Raw genomic sequence first — 18,052 nt, forward strand, 5'->3', positions numbered from 1 at the left:
TTTAAAACACTACATCTCTAAAATTATCTATTTTTATTGTTATAGCCTATGCAAAATAGATATATATACCTATTACAATTAAGCATATTACTGTTCCTACAATACCAACATATCGCCAAGGAGTAATGTCTACTGCATTAGACTTATAAGGTACGTAAGGGGTTTCTCTAGGCTTTAACTTACCTATTATTAACATTACCAATGCATTAAATACAAAAAGAATGGCCATAACGTGTAAGTAATGAGGGAATGTTTCAGGTAAAACAAATTGGTCTATTAATATATATGCTAAATATAAAAACACCCCTAAGCCCATCGCCACTTTGGCTGCTAAAGCAGGAACATATTTGGTTAAATACCCTACTACAATAATGGTAAGTATCGGTATACTATAACATCCGTTAACTTTTTGTAAGTAACCAAATAAACCATCTGGTGCATTAGCAATTAAAGGAGCAATCATCATTGATAAAATAGCTAAAATAATACCAAATGTTTTTCCTGCCTTTACCGTTTCAAGTTCAGTAGCATCCTTTTTAAAATGCGATTTATATATATCTACTCCAAATAAGGTTACCGAACTGTTTAATGCTGAATTAAACGAACTTAAAATAGCCCCAAATAACACAGCAGCGAAAAAACCAACTAATGATGCAGGTAATACTTTTGTTATTAAAGTAGGATATGCTTGGTCAGGATTTTGTAGTGTATCACCAAACATATGAAAAGCAATAATACCTGGTAATACAACAATTAAGGGGCCTAAAATTTTTATAAACGCTGCTAGTAATAATCCTTTTTGCCCTTCTTTTAAGTTTTTAGCTCCTAAAGCACGTTGAATAATAGCTTGATTGGTTCCCCAATAAAATAAATTAACCAAAAGCATTCCCGTAAAAATTGTACCAAAAGGTACAGAAGCTTTTGGGCCACCTAAAGAGTGAAACTTCTCTGGATGACTAGAAACAATCGTAGATAATCCATCAAATACATTTCCATGACCTACAGCCAATAAACCAAAAATAGGAATCATTAATCCACCTATAATTAATCCAACCGCATTAACGGTATCTGAAACTGCAACCGCTTTTAACCCTCCAAAAATTGCATAAATCGACCCTATTATACCAATACCAAAAACAGTAATCCATAAGGCTGCGGTGTGGCTAACACCTAACAAGGTTGGAACGTCAAACATCGTATTAATAGCTAATGCCCCAGAATATAGTACTATGGGTAACAATACAACTACATAACCACTTAAAAATAAAACCGAGGTTAGTGTTTTGGTAAATTTATCATATCGTCTTTCTAAAAATTGAGGAATCGTAGTAATACCTCCCATTAAATAGCGCGGTAATAGGTATAAAGCTGTAATAACCATAGCTATAGCCGCAATAGTTTCCCAAGCCATAACTAAAATTCCTTCTTTAAAAGCAGCTCCATTAAGTCCTACGATTTGTTCAGTAGACAAATTGGTAAGTAACAAAGAACCCGCTACGACAACACCCGTTAAACTTCTTCCGCCTAAAAAATATCCATCTGAGGTAGATTCGTTTGTTTTTCTACTTTTGTAATACGAAATTACAGCTACTAGTAAAGTAAAGCCAATAAATGATAAAAGTTGCATAATAGTTAGTATTTTAAAAATTTATATTAATAGTAGGTTTTAAAAGTAAATATTGGTTAGGTTACAAACCAAAATCATACTTTTCAACAGCCATTTTTTCTATCTTTTCTTTATTAAACTCATATAGATAAGCTCCTTTTTTTGAAGAAGATTTATCTTTTTTATCTGTCTTTATTAAAATACCTAAAGACAATAATTTCTTTCTAAAATTACGATTATCAAATTCTTTCTGATAAATACTTTCGTATAAAACTTGTATTTGAGGTAACGTAAATTTTTCAGGAAGCAAATTAAATCCAATAGGTTGATTTCCTTTTTTTCTCAGCTCTTTTATAGCCTCCTCTACCATTTGCTGATGGTCTAAAATTAAATCAGGTATTTTATTTAAACTAAACCATCTCGCTTCATAATGCGGAAGCTTATCTGTTTTCGATTTTTTTAGTTGTATTAAACTATAAAAAGCTACAGAAATTACTCTACCGCCAGAATCTCTATTTACATTGCTAAATGTTTTTAATTCTTGTAAATATACTTGGTCTAAACCTGTTGATTCAAATAATATTTTTTCAGCAGACTCCTCTAAATTCATATCTTCTTTAATAAAAGCACCTATTAACGACCATGCTCCTTTTAAAGGCTCTACTTTTCTTTTAAATAATAATAACTTTAATTCTTTACCGTCAAATCCAAAAACAATACAGTCTACAGCGACCAAAATCTTCTTTTGCTCGCCGTAGACTTCTGTTGCTTCTGAAACATTAACACTTAATACGTTATTAATACTTTTCTCCATCTTTAAAACGATCTGGATGAAGCTCATTATACTCTTTATTATCAAACAGACCTAAAAAAACTGGTTTTTTATTTTTACTGTTCCATTGAGTATGTAAGTCTTTCAAACGTTTTTCTGTTGCTTTATCTGTTATAGGGTGTTGCTCACTTAAATCTTTATCTAAATTAAAAAGCATCATACCCGAATCTTTTTCATCCATTAATTTCATATCTCTATTTCGTATAGCAAATGATTTTTTATCATACATTCTCCAATAAAGATATTCGTGTGGATACCCATCATTTTTACCTGTTAAATAAGGAATTAGGTTAACACCATCTATACTATGTTTAGGGGTTATATTTGCCTGTGCTACTGCTGTAGCAAAAATATCTAAAGAAATTATTGGCTTATCATAAACAACACCTTTAGGTAACGTTCCTGGCCATTGAACAGCAAAAGGTACATGAATACCACCTTCAAACATAGAACCTTTGTAACCTCTAAATGGTGTGTTATTAGCTGTAGTATGCTTAGGACCTCCATTATCTGATAAAAAGAAAACAATGGTATTTTCGGTTAAATGTAACTCATCTAATTTGTCTAATAATTTTCCTACACCATCATCTACAGCGCTAATCATAGCTGCATAAGTTCTTCTTTTTTTATCTTTTATATTTTTATAACGCGACAAATATTTTTCGGTAGCTTGTAATGGCGCGTGTGGAGCATTGTACGCCAAATACATGAAAAATGGATTTTTTGTATTTCGCTCTACAAAACTAACAGCTTCTCTTGAAAGTCCATCTGTTAAATATTCTTTTTCTTCAACACGCTTATCGTTTCTTAAAATTTTTGTAGCATAAGCTCCTCCTTGACTTTTTACTCCTGAAATATCATTAATTTTTAATCTATCCGGAAAATATTGATGTCCACCTGTTAAAAAACCATAAAATTCGTCAAACCCTCTTTTAAGTGGGCGTTGTGATTTATAGGCTCCTAAATGCCATTTACCTAGAGCCATAGTACGGTATCCGCCACTTTGTAAAGTTTTTGCTAACGTTATTTCTGATGTAGGTAAGCCTTGTAACGAATCTTTAGGGGCAAAAAGCGGATTACGACTAAAACCAAAGCGATCTTGATAACGCCCTGTAAGCAACCCTGCTCTACTTGGTCCACAAACAGCATAACTAACATAGCCATTTGAAAATCTTACACCATTATTGGCTATTCTATCAATATTTGGTGTTTTTATGTCTGGACTCCCGTTAAAGCTAACATCATTATAACCTTGATCGTCTGTTAAAATAATAATAACATTAGGCGGTTGTTGTGCTCTATTACTCGTATTTACAGCAACTGATTTTGCTGTAGATTTTGCTTCTGATTTTGTTCCAGAACAAGAAAACCCAACAAGAATAATAACAAGTGAGTATAGTAATTTTAATTTTGTTAAGCGTTTCATCTTAATTTAATTTTTGAGTTTTAATTTTTGAGTTTTGAATTTTGTGCCCGTAAATATATAAAAATAAACGTTTAAAATACACTTATAAATAATTTTACAACGTTTTTATCATTAAATTAAGTTTAATTTAACATTCTTAACAAAATAAAACAATTAATGTATTTTTAAATTTAGAGCAAGCTAAAAAGGTTTATTGCTTATATAAAACAAAGAAATTTATAATTTTACAATCTCTAATTTTTGAACCTATAAACTAAATATAATGATAAAAATATACCACAACCCTCGCTGTTCTAAATCACGTCAAGGCTTAGCTATACTTGAACAGTCTGGAAAAGAATTTGAAGTAGTAAAATATTTAGACAATACCCTTTCTGAAAAAGAGCTGACAGAAATTATTGCGTTGTTACATATTAAACCGATTGAATTGGTTCGTAAAAACGAACAAATTTGGAAAGATAATTTTAAAGGGAAAAACTTATCAGACACTGATATAATAAAAGCCATGGCTGAAAACCCAAAATTAATAGAACGGCCTATTGTTATTAATGGTAATAAAGCTGTTATTGGAAGACCCCCAGAGTCTATCCAAGAAATTATTTAATCCTTAAAAAGAATATTTATACTGTATTAAAAATCAAATTTATAGGTTAAACCTCCTAAAATTTGAAATCCTTGTACATTATAATTTAAAAAGCGTTGATAATTATTGTCAAGTATATTATTTGCGTTAACAAATACCGAAAAATAATTATTAAATAAATATTCGACACTTAAGTTTGCATCTAAATAACCTTTTAAATCAACAGCACTACTAGTAGATGGGTAAACGCCTGTATAAGTAACATCTTTTCTACTACCTACATAAAAAATAGTTGCGCCAGCATACCATTTATTGTTTTTATATTTAGCATATAATTCGCTTTTAAATTGCGGTAAATTCCATGCATATAATTGCTGAGTTAAAGTATATGAATTAACCGAAGCGTTAATACCAAGTGTCATGTTTTTATTATCATAATACTCTACTTCACCAAAAAACGAAAAGGTTTTTACATCATCGTACAGCACATTAAACGAATTACCATATTCATAACCTAAAAAACTAGTTCCATTTGCTTCTGTAGTCGTACCATTAGACTTTGAATTATTAATAAAAAACAAAGGTTTATCTTCTTCTTTTTTATATTTTATATGTGCATCATAACTTATATCGGAAGATAATTTACCTTTTAATCCGCCGAAAAAATTATACATTTCATTAGTTTGAGTTAGGTATAAGGTTGGAGAAACAAAAGGATTTTCTTCTGTAAATTTTTTATACGAATTTGTATGCAAATCGCCTCCAGAACCAACATATAATGTTGTGTAATTTTTAACAACGGGGTATGAAATTTCAACATCTGGATACCCAAAAAATTGATTGACATTATGTTTTATATCAGCACTAAAATATATTTTAGCACCTAATTTAACATCAAAATCTTCAAAATTAAATCGATACTTAGGGTTTATATTAGCTGTAAAAAAACGATGTTCTAGCTTAGTAGCCTGTTCATACGATTTAGAGAATTGCCCATCTAAATATTCTAAAGAAAAATTAATTGTAATATCATTAAAATCTGTATCGTTTTTTTGAAATGGAAAAACAAACCTAGAGTCAAAAGCAGCTTCAATTTCGTTGCTATTCCATCGATCATTAAAATACGAAATAGAAAGTTTAGCTAAATCGATATTTGAATCGACAAAATGTATCTTACCAAATGTTTTAATATAGTTATAATGCTGTTTTTCATTTATTGAATCTAGCACATTTTCAGCAAAATTAATTGTATTGGGTATTCCATACCAATTTCGCTTTTTATGTTGAAAATCGGCTCCTATTTTCCAATCATAATATCGCGTTTCTTGTTTATAAAACAGATTAGCAGACAGGTCTAAAAAACTACTATTAAGTGGTGTGTTTTTTACAGGGTCTTTCGCCGAAGTATATTTTGTATAAAGTCCATATTCATTTTCAAACGGTACTTTTTGCCCCAAAAAAGCCTCTATATAAGGTGTTGTATTATTACCAAAACCAGCTGCGATATAATTTCTATAAATACGTTCTTTATCACCTGAGTTAAAACTTTTAAAAGTACCCTTTTGCGGAATAAATGTAGAAGCTACTGGTGCAGAAATAATAGTATAGTTTAACTTTCGTTTTTTTACTTTATCAGAAAGTTTTATAACAGGATTACTTTTTATTTTAAACGCATCGGTAACTTTAGGTGTATACGAAGTTATCACGTTTATAACTTCTGTTTTTATGGTGTCGTTTTGTTTTTTTACTGAAGGGGTTACTTGACCAAACACAAACTTGGTGACACATAGTAATAGCAAGAATGGTATATGGTTTTTCACACGAATAAATTTAAATTAAACATTTACTTTAGTTTTTTACTTCCTCATAAATTTTATAAAAAGTGCTAACAGCACAACACTTAACTATTTTATGAGATTGATTTTATTAATATTATTTCTCGGGATTTACCGATTCGTTAGTTTTTGCCTCGTTAACCTTTATTTTTTGTAATTCAGTTTGCGCTTCTTCTACCACATCTTGATATTGAGCAAAGTTTTTTATAATATTTTCTAATATATAGGTAGCCTGATACACATCTTTCAACTCATAGTAATTTTTAGCCATAATAATATAGCTTTTTACACCCCAATATTTATAAGCTGAATAATCAGAAATTAATTGCTGAACTACTTTGTTAGACGCCTCATACTCTTTATTTACGTGTTTAAAAAATGCATTATAATACAACGTTTCAGCTTTTAACTCTCCTATAGCTGTTTGTTCTACTTTACTAAAAAAAGTTTGTGCAGTAGAAAAATCTTTCGTTTTAAAAGCCGACCGAGCAATAACAATTTTTGCATCGGCTTTTACCCTTTTTTCTACCGCTGACGAAGCAATTACTTTTTGAGCATACGTAACCGCTTTTTTATAGTTTTTTTGGGTGTAAAAAACAGTCATTAAATTACTTTGTGCATACACCTTATTTTGCTCGTAATTAGCTTCTTGTTCTAAACGTTGCAATAATGGTTTAGCCTTATTCCAATCTTCTTTTTTTAGATAAATTTCTGACAATTTAGTTAATGCTTCTTCTGTAAATTCATTCTGATTCTGTTCAACAACATAGGTGTAATGAGGTATAGAATTTTCTGCTTGAGCACTTTTATTGTACGATTGAGCTAAATAAAAATGGGCTTGTAAGGCGTGTAATCCATTAGAAAATTTTTGCAAATAATTACGAAACCCTTCAATTGCTTTTTCAGTATTGTCTTCTAAAAATTTATTTTCAGCTGACTCATAAGTAGCATTATCTAAATCGGCATCAGAAACATTAATAAACGGAATTGATTTTACCCAAAGTGCATATTGATCTACTTTTCCCATATCAATATACACATTACGTGCATTTGTAACAGCTTGTTTTGCCTCACTAGAATTTGGATATTTTGCTACAATTTCTTTAAATTTTTTCAATGCATTGTTGTTATCATTATCTGTATAAAACAATAACCCTTGACGCAATAACACATTGGGGATATACCCACTTTTAGGATGATTTAATATTAACCTATTGTAGGCTTGGTCTGCCTTTGCATGGTTTTTTAAAGTAGTATAGGCTAATCCTATTTGAAATAAGGCGTCATCTTTTAAAGATGAATTTGGATACTCATTTACCACCGTTAGCAAATTGCTTATTTTCTTTTCATAATCACTCGTAAGCCCATTGCTCATTGCTTTTTGATACAATGCATAATCAGCTCCTGCCGCATTAGTTGCAATTACTTTAGTATAAGCATCAATAGCACTCGCATAATTTTTAGAAGCATAATACGAATCTCCCAAACGTAAAAAAGCATCATTAAACCTATTTGCTTCTATATTTTTTTGTTGGGTATATTGCTTAAAATATTGAATCGCTTTTGAATAATTTTTTAATTTAAAATAACAATATGCAATGTGATAATTTAATAAATCACTTTGATCAAATTCATTACTATTTACCAACAAAAATTCAGTTAATGCCTTATTATAATTGTTTAATCTATACTGCGTTTCTGCCAACCAAAAAACAGCTTTATTTTTTATTGCTGAATCGCTAGATTGTGTTGCTGTTTCAAAAAACAGAAGTGCTTTAGATAACTGTTTTTTATTAAATAATTGAATACCTCGATATAAAGCCACCTCATTTTTTAAACTAATATTTTCTTTATTTTTTGCTACTTTATTTAAATAATCTAATGCTCCCTGATAATCTTGTTGGTATAAATAAGAAGTAATTAGTAGTTCTTTAATTTCGGTTGTATGCGACGAATTAGGATAGTTTTTTAAATAAGTCTGCAACACTTCTGGAATGCTTTTGTAAGGGTTACCTTCTTCATAACTTAATTTAGCATAATTTAGTGCCGCATCTTGTTTTACCTTTTCATCAAAGCCCATTTCGCTAGCACTTTTAAAAGCGTTTAATGCCTCTGGTTTTTTATTTAACTTCAAATAACAATCGCCTAATTGATAATATGCATTTTGCGAAACAACATCTTTTTGATCAATAATTTTATTAAAATAGGCTACGGCATTTGCAAAATCATTTTGTTTAAAAAGCGCATACCCTAATTGATAATAATCAGTATTATTCCATCGTCTATTTTTACCCTTATAAGCTTTTAAATACGGTATTGCCTCAGCATATTTTTGTAAGTTAAAATAGCTTTCTCCAATAATTTTAGATATTTCAGACCTTTCTTTTAGGTTTGCTTTCGGTAATAGTTTTTTTCCTAATTCTATACATTTATCGAAATGCCCCGCTTTAAAGCTAATATCTAACAAATAATAGGTAGCTTTTGTTTTATATGCTGCTACATCTGCTATTTCGGTTAATGTTTTTTGAGCTAGATTATAATCTTCTTTTTTATAGGCAATATATCCATAGTAGTAACGAGCATCGTTTCCATAACGAGCATCGTTTAACAATTGCTTAAATTTATTTTGAGCATCATTTTCGTGCCCAGAAACCAATAAAGCATATCCCATTTTAAAGTTTAACGTATTTCGGTCTTCGATATTTAATAAATTTTCATCAACTTTAGCATACCATTTTAGGGCTTGCGCCACTTTTTTATTAGCAAAATAGTAATTACCTACCTGTAAATAAGCCAATTCTTTCTTTGTACTATTGGGGTGTTTTTTTACAAAAGCTATTACTTTTGCATCAGCATCGGGCTGATTCAATTTTACCGCACACATCGCATCGTAATAGTCGGCATTTGTTTGTAAATTTTCCTTTTCAATTATATTTTTAGATACATCAGAAAATACAGTTTGAGCAGCAGCATAAGCTTTATTATTGTATAATTGAACGGCATGATGATATTGCGCAACTAAGTTTGTTTGTATTTCGGTTTCTTGAGCATTTATAGCTAAAATAAATAAGAAAAAGAAAGAGAAAAAAAAGGAATGATTTTTTTTAGAGAAAATAGACTTCATGTTTTTTTCGTTATCTAGATGTATAACGTACTTTTTTTATTTTTGTTGGATATTATTTTTCAAAAATAAAAAAAGGAGCGTAAAAATTAATAATAAAAACATAGTTTTGTAAGCGTTGCTTTTACCTAGACAATCGAAATTTAAATAAGCCGAAGCTAGTTTTAAAAATTAAAACTATAATTTTAAATTCTCAAAAAATAGGTTTCAAAAAAACAACTATTTAACTTTAAACTTATCCGCGTGAAAAAACCCGTTTTACATTTAGAAAATGCCGATATTTATCAAAGAGACAACTTAGTGTTATCGAAAGTAAACTTTACTTTACATTCAGGTGATTTTTATTATTTAATAGGTAAAACAGGTAGCGGAAAAAGTAGTTTACTCAAAACTTTGTATGGCGATTTATCGCTACAACGAGGTTTAGGCAACATTGTAGGCTTTGATTTAAAACAGTTAAAAGAAAAAGATATTCCGTTTTTACGACGAAAAATAGGAATTGTTTTTCAAGACTTTAAATTATTAAACGACAGGGATGTTTTTTCTAATCTTGAGTTTGTGCTAAGAGCTACAGGCTGGAAAGACAAGACAAAAATAAAAGAAAAAATTCACGAAGTACTCGATAAAGTTGGCATAAAAGAAAAGTATTATAAAAAACCGTTTGAACTTTCTGGCGGAGAGCAACAACGTGTTGCAATTGCAAGAGCCTTGCTAAACAACCCAGAACTAATTTTGGCTGATGAACCAACTGGAAATTTAGACCCAAAAACTTCATTAGAGGTAATGGAAATACTTAACGAAATTCACAAAAGTGGAAAAACAATATTAATGGCAACACACGATTACCAATTAATTGTTAAGTTTAAACAAAAAACAGTAAAATGTGAAGGCGGCGAATTGTTTGAAGTTGTACAACAAGTTTCTGCGTAATGCTTTCTGTACTGATTGCCACATATAATTGGGATGTTATTCATTTAGTAGAAAATTTACATCAGCAATTAAATACGGCAGCTATACCGTTTGAAATTATTTGTATTGACGATGCCTCCAATTCAAACTTAAACACCTCAAACCAAGAAATAAATAAACTTACAAATTGTTATTTCAAAACCCTTCCTAAAAATGTAGGGCGAAGTGCTTTGCGAAATTTATTAGCCTCAAAAGCTAAACACGAATGGTTGTTGTTTTTAGATGCAGATGTATTACCTACAACCCCTCATTTTATTAAAAATTATTTAACCTATTTTCAAAAAAACAAATCTAGTGTCTATGTAGGCGGTGTTATGTACCGTGAACTTGACGATAAAAATTTAATCCGCTGGAAACTTGGTAAAAAAAATGAAGAACAACCTATAAAAGTCAGAAACAAAAAACCCTATAAATATCTATTTACTAGTAATTTTGCCATAAAAAAAACAGTGTTTAACCCAATAAAATTTAATGAAACACTAACACAATACGGTTATGAAGATTTGTTATTTGCAAAAAAGCTAGAACAACAAAAAACAACAATACAACACATCAACAATACTGTATACCACATTGGTATTGACAACAATACTGTTTTTTTAAACAAAACTAAACAAGCTTTAAAAAACCTTGTATTCTTGGTAAAATCAAATCAAATTTCAAAAAAAGATACTGGTATTTTTAAAACCTATTGCGTGCTAAACCGTTTAGGATTACCTTTTTTTTTAGCAAAAATAAACTCTTCATTAGAAAAATTAACGATAACAAAATCCTCTTTTTTTTATTATCAGCTTTTTAAGCTTGGTTATTTAAACCGTATTTTAAAAAATACTCATTAACAACTGTTCTTCGTTTTCCCAAACCAACTCTTTTTTCGCTGTTTTTAAGGTCTTTGAAAAGTCTTTTTTAAGCATTTTTTTTATTTGAGCAGCCAATTCTTCTGGCGTTCTATTTTCAATTATTTCACCAACCTGATAAGTAAGAACTATTTGTTTCATTTCGGGCAAATCAGAAACTAAAACAGGTATTTCAGCTTGAATGTAATCAAATATTTTATTAGGTAAAGCAAAATGATAATTTAACCCTAAATCTTCTTCAAAACTAATTCCTATATCTGCTAAGGGTGTTATTTTTTGCAATTTTTCAGGAGTCATTTTTCCCAAAAAAAGCACTTGTTTTTCAAGGTATTGTTTTATTATTTTTTGTTTTAAATAAAGTAAAACATCTCCTTCACCAATAATTACAAAAATACAATTATCTAAAAAAGGCATTGTATCAATCATTAACTCTAAGCCTCGACCAATATTAACAGCTCCTTGATAAAGTATTATTTTTTTTTCTTGATTAAAAAGAGAAAAATCATGCGGTTCTACCTCTTTTTTTAAAGGTAGGTTTCTAACAACTTTAAAATTTGTAACGTATTTTTTGTTATAATAATTGGCAATACCTTGACTTACAGTGTACGTGTTTTTTAGTTTAGGTAATAGATAGTTTTCCAGTTTTTGCCATACCGATTTTACAAAGGGTTTATGTATTAATTCTGGTATTTCAGAAAATAATTCGTGACTGTCATATATCAATTTTTTTTGCTGAATTTTACTAACCAAAAAATTAGCAAGAAGCGTATCTAAATCGTTAGAAAGCAAACTATCTTTTTTAGAAAAAAGCAGAAAAAAAAATAATCGAATATTATATTCGGCATAAAACAAAAAACCTTTAGCAAACCACAAATGCAATCGTTTGGTTTTATACGTTCTATTAATAAAAATCGAATTTTTTAAATGCCTGCCAACTAACAACACGTCAAATCCGTTTTTTTGTAAGGTAGTACAAACTTTGTCTACTCGTTGATCAGTAGTTAAATCGTTAGTAACAGAAACTATTATTTTTTTCAACGGTGTGTAACGTTTTTTTTGTGTTATTGTAAAAGAAAAATTATTAAAGTATAAAAAAAGAATATACTTTTGAAACAGTAAACAAGGTAAAAAAATAACTCAAAATTTAAAACAATCTATGGCTAGTATTTTTACTAAAATAATAAACGGCGAAATTCCGTCATATAAAATTGCAGAAGATGATAATTATTTTGCTTTTTTAGATATTGACCCTAATGCAAAAGGGCATACTTTAGTGGTTCCTAAAAAAGAAGAAGATAAAATTTTTGATATGGAAAAACAAGCTTACCTAGGGTTAATGGATTTTTCGTATCGTGTTGCCGAAGCTCTAAAAAACACCATTACTTGTAATCGAATTGGCATGAGCGTTATTGGTTTAGAAGTACCTCATGTACATGTACATTTAATTCCGATAACAAACATGAAAGATATGCAGTTTATAAAAAAAGAAAAACTAACTCATGATGAGTTTATCGCTCTAGCCGAAAAAATTGCACGTAATTTTAAATAGTTATTAAACTGTTTAAATACTATGTTACAATTTATTTAATAAAATTTCAAAAGTAGTTCCTTTACCCAACTCTGTTTTTTTTACATAAATTTTACCTTTATGATAGTCATTGATAATTCGTTTAGAGAGCGATAAACCTAAGCCCCAACCTCTTTTTTTGGTAGTGAAGCCTGGTTTAAAAATTTGACGCACCTGCGACTTGGTAATTCCTTTACCTGTATCAGAAATTGTAATTTTTATTTTATTACCAATTTCACCAATTTGTAAAGTTACTTTACCTTTTCCTTGCATAGCATCAATAGCATTTTTAATTAAATTTTCTATTACCCAGCTAAATAATTCAATATTAATATTACCATAAATAACCTCTGGCGAGCTCGTAAATAAAAAAGTAACTTGTTCAGAACTTCGCAATTGCAAATAATCAAAGGTTTGTTTAGCAACCTCAACTACATTTTCTTTTTTAAGTTGAGGCAATGATCCTATTTTAGAAAATCGGTTAGCAATGGTATTCAACCGATATACATCTTTTTCTATTTCATCGATATACTTATCGTCAACTCTTTTGGTACGTAAAATAGCTATCCAACCTAATAATGACGACAACGGTGTACCTATTTGATGAGCCGTTTCTTTTGCCATACCCACCCAAAGTTTATTTTGTTCGGCAATTTTAGTAGAGTGAAACATCGTGTAAACAACCGTTAAAAACAACACTAAAATTAAAATTAACGCTAACGGATAATAAGTGAGCTTATGCAGTAAATCAGAATTTTTATAATATACATACACCTTATTTTTACCCCTATAGCTAACTTCAATAGGACTGTTTTCCTTTTTCATTTTTGCTAATTGAAGTGCTACATATTTGGGGTTTTTAGCTTTAGTAGAATCTAAATTATAATACGAATAAATACTTCCATCTTCATTAACCAATATAGACGGAATAGTGGTGTTGTTTTTTAAAATTTTATACGGTAATTCTACACTAGCATCTAAATTTACATTGTCGTTTAATTCTTTTAATGCAGCCGCATACACCTCCATTTTTGCATGTTCTTCTACCTTAAACTTTTGAAAAAACACATAGGTATTCCATAAAATTAAAGAGACTATTAAAAACGAAATAAAAATAGCTATTCGTTTAATCCACCAAGTATTTTTAAATAAACTCATTAGCCAAATATAAGTTATTATAAAGAGATAACTTGTTTTATAAATTGATAGTATATTTACCATTATAAAAATTTATTATCAATGCTTTCAATTAATCCGAAAGAAATACCTACTCAGAAACTTCATGGTTACTTATTAAGTGCCATAGCTCCAAGACCTATTGCTTTTGCCAGTACTATTGATTCGGATGGAAACCCAAATTTATCACCATTTAGCTTTTTTAATGTATTTGGTGCCAATCCGCCCATTCTAATATTTTCCCCAGCTCGTCGTGTAAAAGACAATACCACCAAGCATACTTTAACAAATGTTTTAGATACTAAAGAAGTTGTAATAAATGTAGTAAACTACAACATTGTACAACAAATGTCGCTAAGTAGCACCGAATACCCAAAAGGAGTGAATGAGTTTATAAAAGCTGGATTTACCATGCTTGCTTCTGATATTGTAAAACCTTTTCGAGTGGCAGAATCGCCCGTTCAATTTGAATGTAAAGTAAATGACGTTGTTTTTACTGGAAATGACGGCGGCGCTGGAAATTTAATTATTTGCGAAGTGGTAAAACTACATATTGGTGAAACCGTTTTAGATGAAAACGGACATATTGATCAGCATAAAATAGATTTAGTTGCAAGAGCTGGAGGCAATTATTATTCACGTGCCCGTGATGGCTTTTTTGAAATATCGAAACCATTAACCGCCTTGGGCATTGGAGTCGACCAAATTCCGTTACCCATTCGTAACAGCACTATTTTAACTGGCAATAATTTAGGAAGGTTAGCAAACGTAGCTCAACTACCCACTCAACAAGCTTTAATTGATTTTACAAAAAAACATCCTGAAATTACAAGGCTTTCAGCCGACGAAAAACATTTTTTAGCACAAGATTATTTACATAATAACCATATAGAAACCGCTTGGAAAGTACTTTTAAGCTAAGAGTTATCAACATTTAATCTGTTGGTAACAAAAATTTGTTTTGTATTGTACTTTATGCTTTTTTACTAACTTTGTTAGCTGACAACGCAATATGTAATTTATAGCCAACAAGGCATAATTAAGACTGATAAAAATGGAAATAATAGGAAAAATTAAGTTAATAAACGAAACACAAACCTTTGGCGCTAGTGGATTTAGAAAACGTGAAATGGTAGTTACCACCGATGAGCAATACCCACAAATGATTTGTGTAGAGTTTTTACAAGACAAAGTAGATTTATTAGATGCCTACCAAGTAGGACAAGATGTAAAAGTATCGATTAATTTACGAGGCCGTGAATGGATAAACCCTGAAGGAGTAGCCAAATATTTTAATTCGATTGTTGGATGGAGAATAGAAAATTTATCACAAAACAATGCTAGCCCTGAAAACATTCCGCCAGTAGAAGCTTTTGAACCTGCACCAGATTTAAATGCAGACGAACCTGATGATTTACCTTTCTAATAAATAGAAATAAAATAGTTAATCAAAATAAAAAAACCTTTCTTAATCTATTGATTTTGAAAGGTTTTTTTTGTGACTCCTCAGGGATTCAAACCCCGAACCGCTGGAGCCGAAATCCAGTGCTCTATTCAGTTGAGCTAAGGAGCCATTATAAAATACTAAAGTAAGTTTTTTCTTACTATAGTTGCAATAGTTTTTCCGTCTGCTTTACCTGCTAATTCTTTAGAAACAACCCCCATTACTTTTCCCATATCGCTTACTCTGCTTGCTCCAATTTTAGCTATGGCTGATTTTACAACCTCTTCTATTTTTTCTTCCGATAATGCCTCTGGTAAAAATTGTTCTAAAACAGCCGCTTCTTTTAATTCAGGTTCTGCTAAATCTTGTCTGCCCTGCTTTATAAATATATCAGCACTATCTTTACGTTGCTTTACTTGCTTTTGAACAATTTTTAACTCTTGTTCTAAAGATAACGTATTGGTAGCCCCAGCTTCTGTTTTTGCCAACATAAAAGCTGATTTTAACGCCCGTAAAGCTGTTAAAGAAATGGTGTCTTTAGCTTTCATGGCCGTTTTTATTTGATCTATTACCTGTTTTTCCAAACTCATTATATATCTTCTTAAAGAATGCAAATATACAATAAAAAAGTTCCTAAAAAACGAACAATTAGGGTGGATTTGAATCTAATCAAATCCACCCTAATTACAAACTACATTGTCATTATCTTTACTGTAAATGCTAAATTTATTAAAGATTAATCTACATTGTCGTGCAAAAACGAATTATTAGAACGAAGCTGAATATCATCGTTTTCATCATTCGTTAAAATTGTTTTAGACTTACTAATTTCTGCATCTGTTTTTTCAATATCTACCCCCATACGTTTATATGCTGGTTGGCTTTCTATTTCTTCTATATTTTTATTTAGTTGATCAGTAAATTTATAATTAAATTTTTTCATCTGTTGTCTTCTAGATTCTGATCGTTTTTGCAATTCTGATATTGTTAAACTTAGTGGTGATATTTCTTCACACTCAGTTTCAATTTCATTAATTTCTGATTGTGATTTGGTTGTTTTTAATTCAAATTGTAACGTTTCTTCTTCTACTATTTCTTTTTTAGGTGTAATGTTTGAGGCTTTCCCTATAGTTGGTTGCACATCAAAATCTTCAAGAACATAGCGTTTTTCAATTACGTTATCATTTGTCGAAATAATTTCTACCGCATCATTTACCTCAATATCATTAACATTTTTCGCACTACTTTGTACTTCAGGCTTTATTTCTTGATAATCATTTACGGGCAAATCAAATAATAAGTTTTGCTGTGGTTGCGCCTCATTTTCATCTAACTTAGAAGTAACATTTGTAATTATAAAATCATCTTCAAGTGTTTTTTTAGTAATAACTTCATCATAAACAACATTGATGTTTTTTATAAATTCTGAAGTAGGAATCAGTTCTATTTCTGGAACAGAATTTGCTTCACTGCTATCGTCTAAAACATGTACTATCTTAGTTTTTTCAGTAGTTGCTTCAAATAGAGGCTGATCTAACGAAGACGTTTTGGTAATATTTTTTTCTGAAAAATCGTAAGTTACTTTTTGTTCATCTTCTAAGCTATGTACAATTTTCTTTTCTTCAGTATTGATAATTGTATTTTGCTGATCAGCAGCAAAACCAGTAGCTACAACAGTTAACGATATACCATCTTCTAGAGTTTCATCTTCACCAATACCCATAATAATATTAGCATCAAAACCTGCTTCGGTTTGTATATAGTCGTTTATTTCGCCTATTTCATCTAAAGTAACCTCTGTAGTTCCTGAAACAATTAATAATAAAACATTTTTAGCTCCTGTAATTTTATTATCGTTTAATAAAGGAGAGTCTAATGCTTTTACAATGGCATTTTTAGCTCGGTTAGTTCCAGACTCTTTAGCAGACCCCATAATAGCTGTACCACTGTTAGACAAAACAGTTTTAGCATCGTGTAAATCTATATTTTGTTTGTAATGGTGGGTAATTACCTCTGCAATACCTTTTGCTGCAGTAGATAACACTTCATCTGCCTTAGAAAAACCAGCTTTAAACCCGAGATTACCATACACTTCGCGCAGTTTATTATTATTTATTACAATTAACGAGTCTACATGTTTACGTAGTTCATCAATTCCTTTTTGAGCTTGTTTTGAGCGCATTTTTCCTTCAAACTGAAAAGGCATGGTTATAATACCTACTGTAAGAATATCCATTCCTTTAGCTATTTTAGCAATAATTGGAGCAGCTCCTGTACCTGTTCCACCACCCATACCAGCAGTAATAAACACCATTTTGGTTTGGGTATTTAACATTTGCTGTATTTCTTGCATACTTTCATTAGCTGCTTGTGCTCCTACCTCAGGGTTTGCTCCAGCTCCTAAACCTAATGTTAAATTGGCTCCTAATTGAATTTTATTAGAAATAGGACTGTTTTCTAGGGCTTGTGCATCTGTGTTACAAATAACAAAATCAACCCCAATAATGTTTTGTTTAAACATGTGATTTACAGCATTACTGCCGCCGCCGCCAACACCAATCACTTTAATTGTATTTGACTGTGTTTTAGGCATATCGAACGAAATGTCATCAAATTCTGCGCTCATAATAACTTTT

General features: G+C 30.4%; 15 protein-coding genes and 1 tRNA gene. 6 read left to right on the plus strand and 10 right to left on the minus strand.

The genetic code is table 11. The features are described from left to right. Positions 1–46: 46 nt before the first annotated feature. The 3 genes from AB2B44_RS01615 to AB2B44_RS01625 all read right to left on the minus strand — a co-directional run bounded on the left by AB2B44_RS01615 (position 47) and on the right by AB2B44_RS01625 (position 3,864). The gene (locus tag AB2B44_RS01615; RefSeq protein ID WP_369047805.1) at positions 47–1,627 is read right to left on the minus strand and encodes a solute:sodium symporter family transporter; all 1,581 of its coding nucleotides are present in this window, start codon (positions 1,625–1,627) and stop codon (positions 47–49) included. A gap of 61 nt (positions 1,628–1,688) precedes the next feature. Then, positions 1,689–2,420: an NUDIX domain-containing protein gene (locus tag AB2B44_RS01620; protein ID WP_369047806.1), complete on the minus strand. Its 732-nt coding sequence runs from the start codon at positions 2,418–2,420 to the stop codon at positions 1,689–1,691. Further along, on the minus strand, positions 2,404–3,864 hold the full coding sequence (locus AB2B44_RS01625; RefSeq protein ID WP_369047807.1) for a sulfatase-like hydrolase/transferase: 1,461 nt from the start codon (positions 3,862–3,864) through the stop codon (positions 2,404–2,406). Before AB2B44_RS01625 ends, AB2B44_RS01620 begins: the two co-directional genes overlap by 17 nt. A gap of 262 nt (positions 3,865–4,126) precedes the next feature. Here AB2B44_RS01625 and arsC point away from each other — a divergent pair, with 262 nt between their 5' ends. Next, positions 4,127–4,468, plus strand: coding sequence for an arsenate reductase (glutaredoxin) (arsC, locus tag AB2B44_RS01630; protein WP_369047808.1), 342 nt, complete (start codon positions 4,127–4,129; stop codon positions 4,466–4,468). A gap of 26 nt (positions 4,469–4,494) precedes the next feature. Here arsC and AB2B44_RS01635 read toward each other — a convergent pair whose 3' ends face one another. Together AB2B44_RS01635 and AB2B44_RS01640 are read right to left on the minus strand one after the other, a co-directional pair. Continuing rightward, positions 4,495–6,267, minus strand: coding sequence for a hypothetical protein (locus tag AB2B44_RS01635; protein ID WP_369047809.1), 1,773 nt, complete (start codon positions 6,265–6,267; stop codon positions 4,495–4,497). A gap of 112 nt (positions 6,268–6,379) precedes the next feature. Then, positions 6,380–9,406 carry a tetratricopeptide repeat protein gene (locus tag AB2B44_RS01640; RefSeq protein WP_369047810.1) on the minus strand — a complete coding sequence of 1,009 codons (3,027 nt, stop codon included), beginning with the start codon at positions 9,404–9,406 and terminating at the stop codon, positions 6,380–6,382. A gap of 240 nt (positions 9,407–9,646) precedes the next feature. On the opposite strand from AB2B44_RS01640, the gene AB2B44_RS01645 reads away from it, so the two are divergent. Together AB2B44_RS01645 and AB2B44_RS01650 are read left to right on the plus strand one after the other, a co-directional pair. Next, complete coding sequence (locus AB2B44_RS01645; protein ID WP_369047811.1) at positions 9,647–10,333, plus strand: cell division ATP-binding protein FtsE; 687 nt, start codon at positions 9,647–9,649, stop codon at positions 10,331–10,333. Beyond that, positions 10,333–11,211: a glycosyltransferase family 2 protein gene (locus tag AB2B44_RS01650; protein ID WP_369047812.1), complete on the plus strand. Its 879-nt coding sequence runs from the start codon at positions 10,333–10,335 to the stop codon at positions 11,209–11,211. The genes AB2B44_RS01645 and AB2B44_RS01650 overlap by 1 nt, the downstream gene beginning before the upstream one ends. Here AB2B44_RS01650 and AB2B44_RS01655 read toward each other — a convergent pair. After that, positions 11,194–12,267 (minus strand): glycosyltransferase, encoded by a 1,074-nt coding sequence (locus tag AB2B44_RS01655; protein ID WP_369047813.1) that lies wholly within the window; start codon positions 12,265–12,267, stop codon positions 11,194–11,196. The genes AB2B44_RS01650 and AB2B44_RS01655 overlap by 18 nt on opposite strands. Before the next feature lie 118 nt (positions 12,268–12,385). On the opposite strand from AB2B44_RS01655, the gene AB2B44_RS01660 reads away from it, so the two are divergent. Then, positions 12,386–12,778, plus strand: coding sequence for an HIT family protein (locus AB2B44_RS01660; RefSeq protein ID WP_369047814.1), 393 nt, complete (start codon positions 12,386–12,388; stop codon positions 12,776–12,778). A gap of 24 nt (positions 12,779–12,802) precedes the next feature. On the opposite strand, the gene AB2B44_RS01665 is transcribed toward AB2B44_RS01660, so the two are convergent. Beyond that, positions 12,803–13,954 carry a sensor histidine kinase gene (locus AB2B44_RS01665; protein WP_369047815.1) on the minus strand — a complete coding sequence of 384 codons (1,152 nt, stop codon included), beginning with the start codon at positions 13,952–13,954 and terminating at the stop codon, positions 12,803–12,805. Positions 13,955–14,035: 81 nt separating this feature from the next. On the opposite strand from AB2B44_RS01665, the gene AB2B44_RS01670 reads away from it, so the two are divergent. Together AB2B44_RS01670 and AB2B44_RS01675 are read left to right on the plus strand one after the other, a co-directional pair. Then, positions 14,036–14,893 (plus strand): flavin reductase family protein, encoded by an 858-nt coding sequence (locus tag AB2B44_RS01670; RefSeq protein ID WP_369047816.1) that lies wholly within the window; start codon positions 14,036–14,038, stop codon positions 14,891–14,893. 133 nt (positions 14,894–15,026) lie between these two features. Then, positions 15,027–15,398, plus strand: coding sequence for a DUF3127 domain-containing protein (locus AB2B44_RS01675; RefSeq protein WP_369047817.1), 372 nt, complete (start codon positions 15,027–15,029; stop codon positions 15,396–15,398). Between the two features lie 73 nt (positions 15,399–15,471). On the opposite strand, the gene AB2B44_RS01680 is transcribed toward AB2B44_RS01675, so the two are convergent. The 3 genes from AB2B44_RS01680 to ftsZ all read right to left on the minus strand — a co-directional run bounded on the left by AB2B44_RS01680 (position 15,472) and on the right by ftsZ (position 18,042). Further along, a tRNA-Arg gene (locus AB2B44_RS01680) sits at positions 15,472–15,545 on the minus strand. A gap of 11 nt (positions 15,546–15,556) precedes the next feature. Then, positions 15,557–16,006, minus strand: coding sequence for a GatB/YqeY domain-containing protein (locus tag AB2B44_RS01685; protein ID WP_369047818.1), 450 nt, complete (start codon positions 16,004–16,006; stop codon positions 15,557–15,559). A 146-nt stretch (positions 16,007–16,152) separates the two neighbouring features. Further along, the gene (gene ftsZ / locus AB2B44_RS01690) at positions 16,153–18,042 is read right to left on the minus strand and encodes a cell division protein FtsZ (RefSeq protein ID WP_369047819.1); all 1,890 of its coding nucleotides are present in this window, start codon (positions 18,040–18,042) and stop codon (positions 16,153–16,155) included. Positions 18,043–18,052 lie beyond the last annotated feature (10 nt).

Source organism: Tenacibaculum sp. UWU-22 (assembly GCF_041021355.1).
Classification (GTDB): domain Bacteria; phylum Bacteroidota; class Bacteroidia; order Flavobacteriales; family Flavobacteriaceae; genus Polaribacter.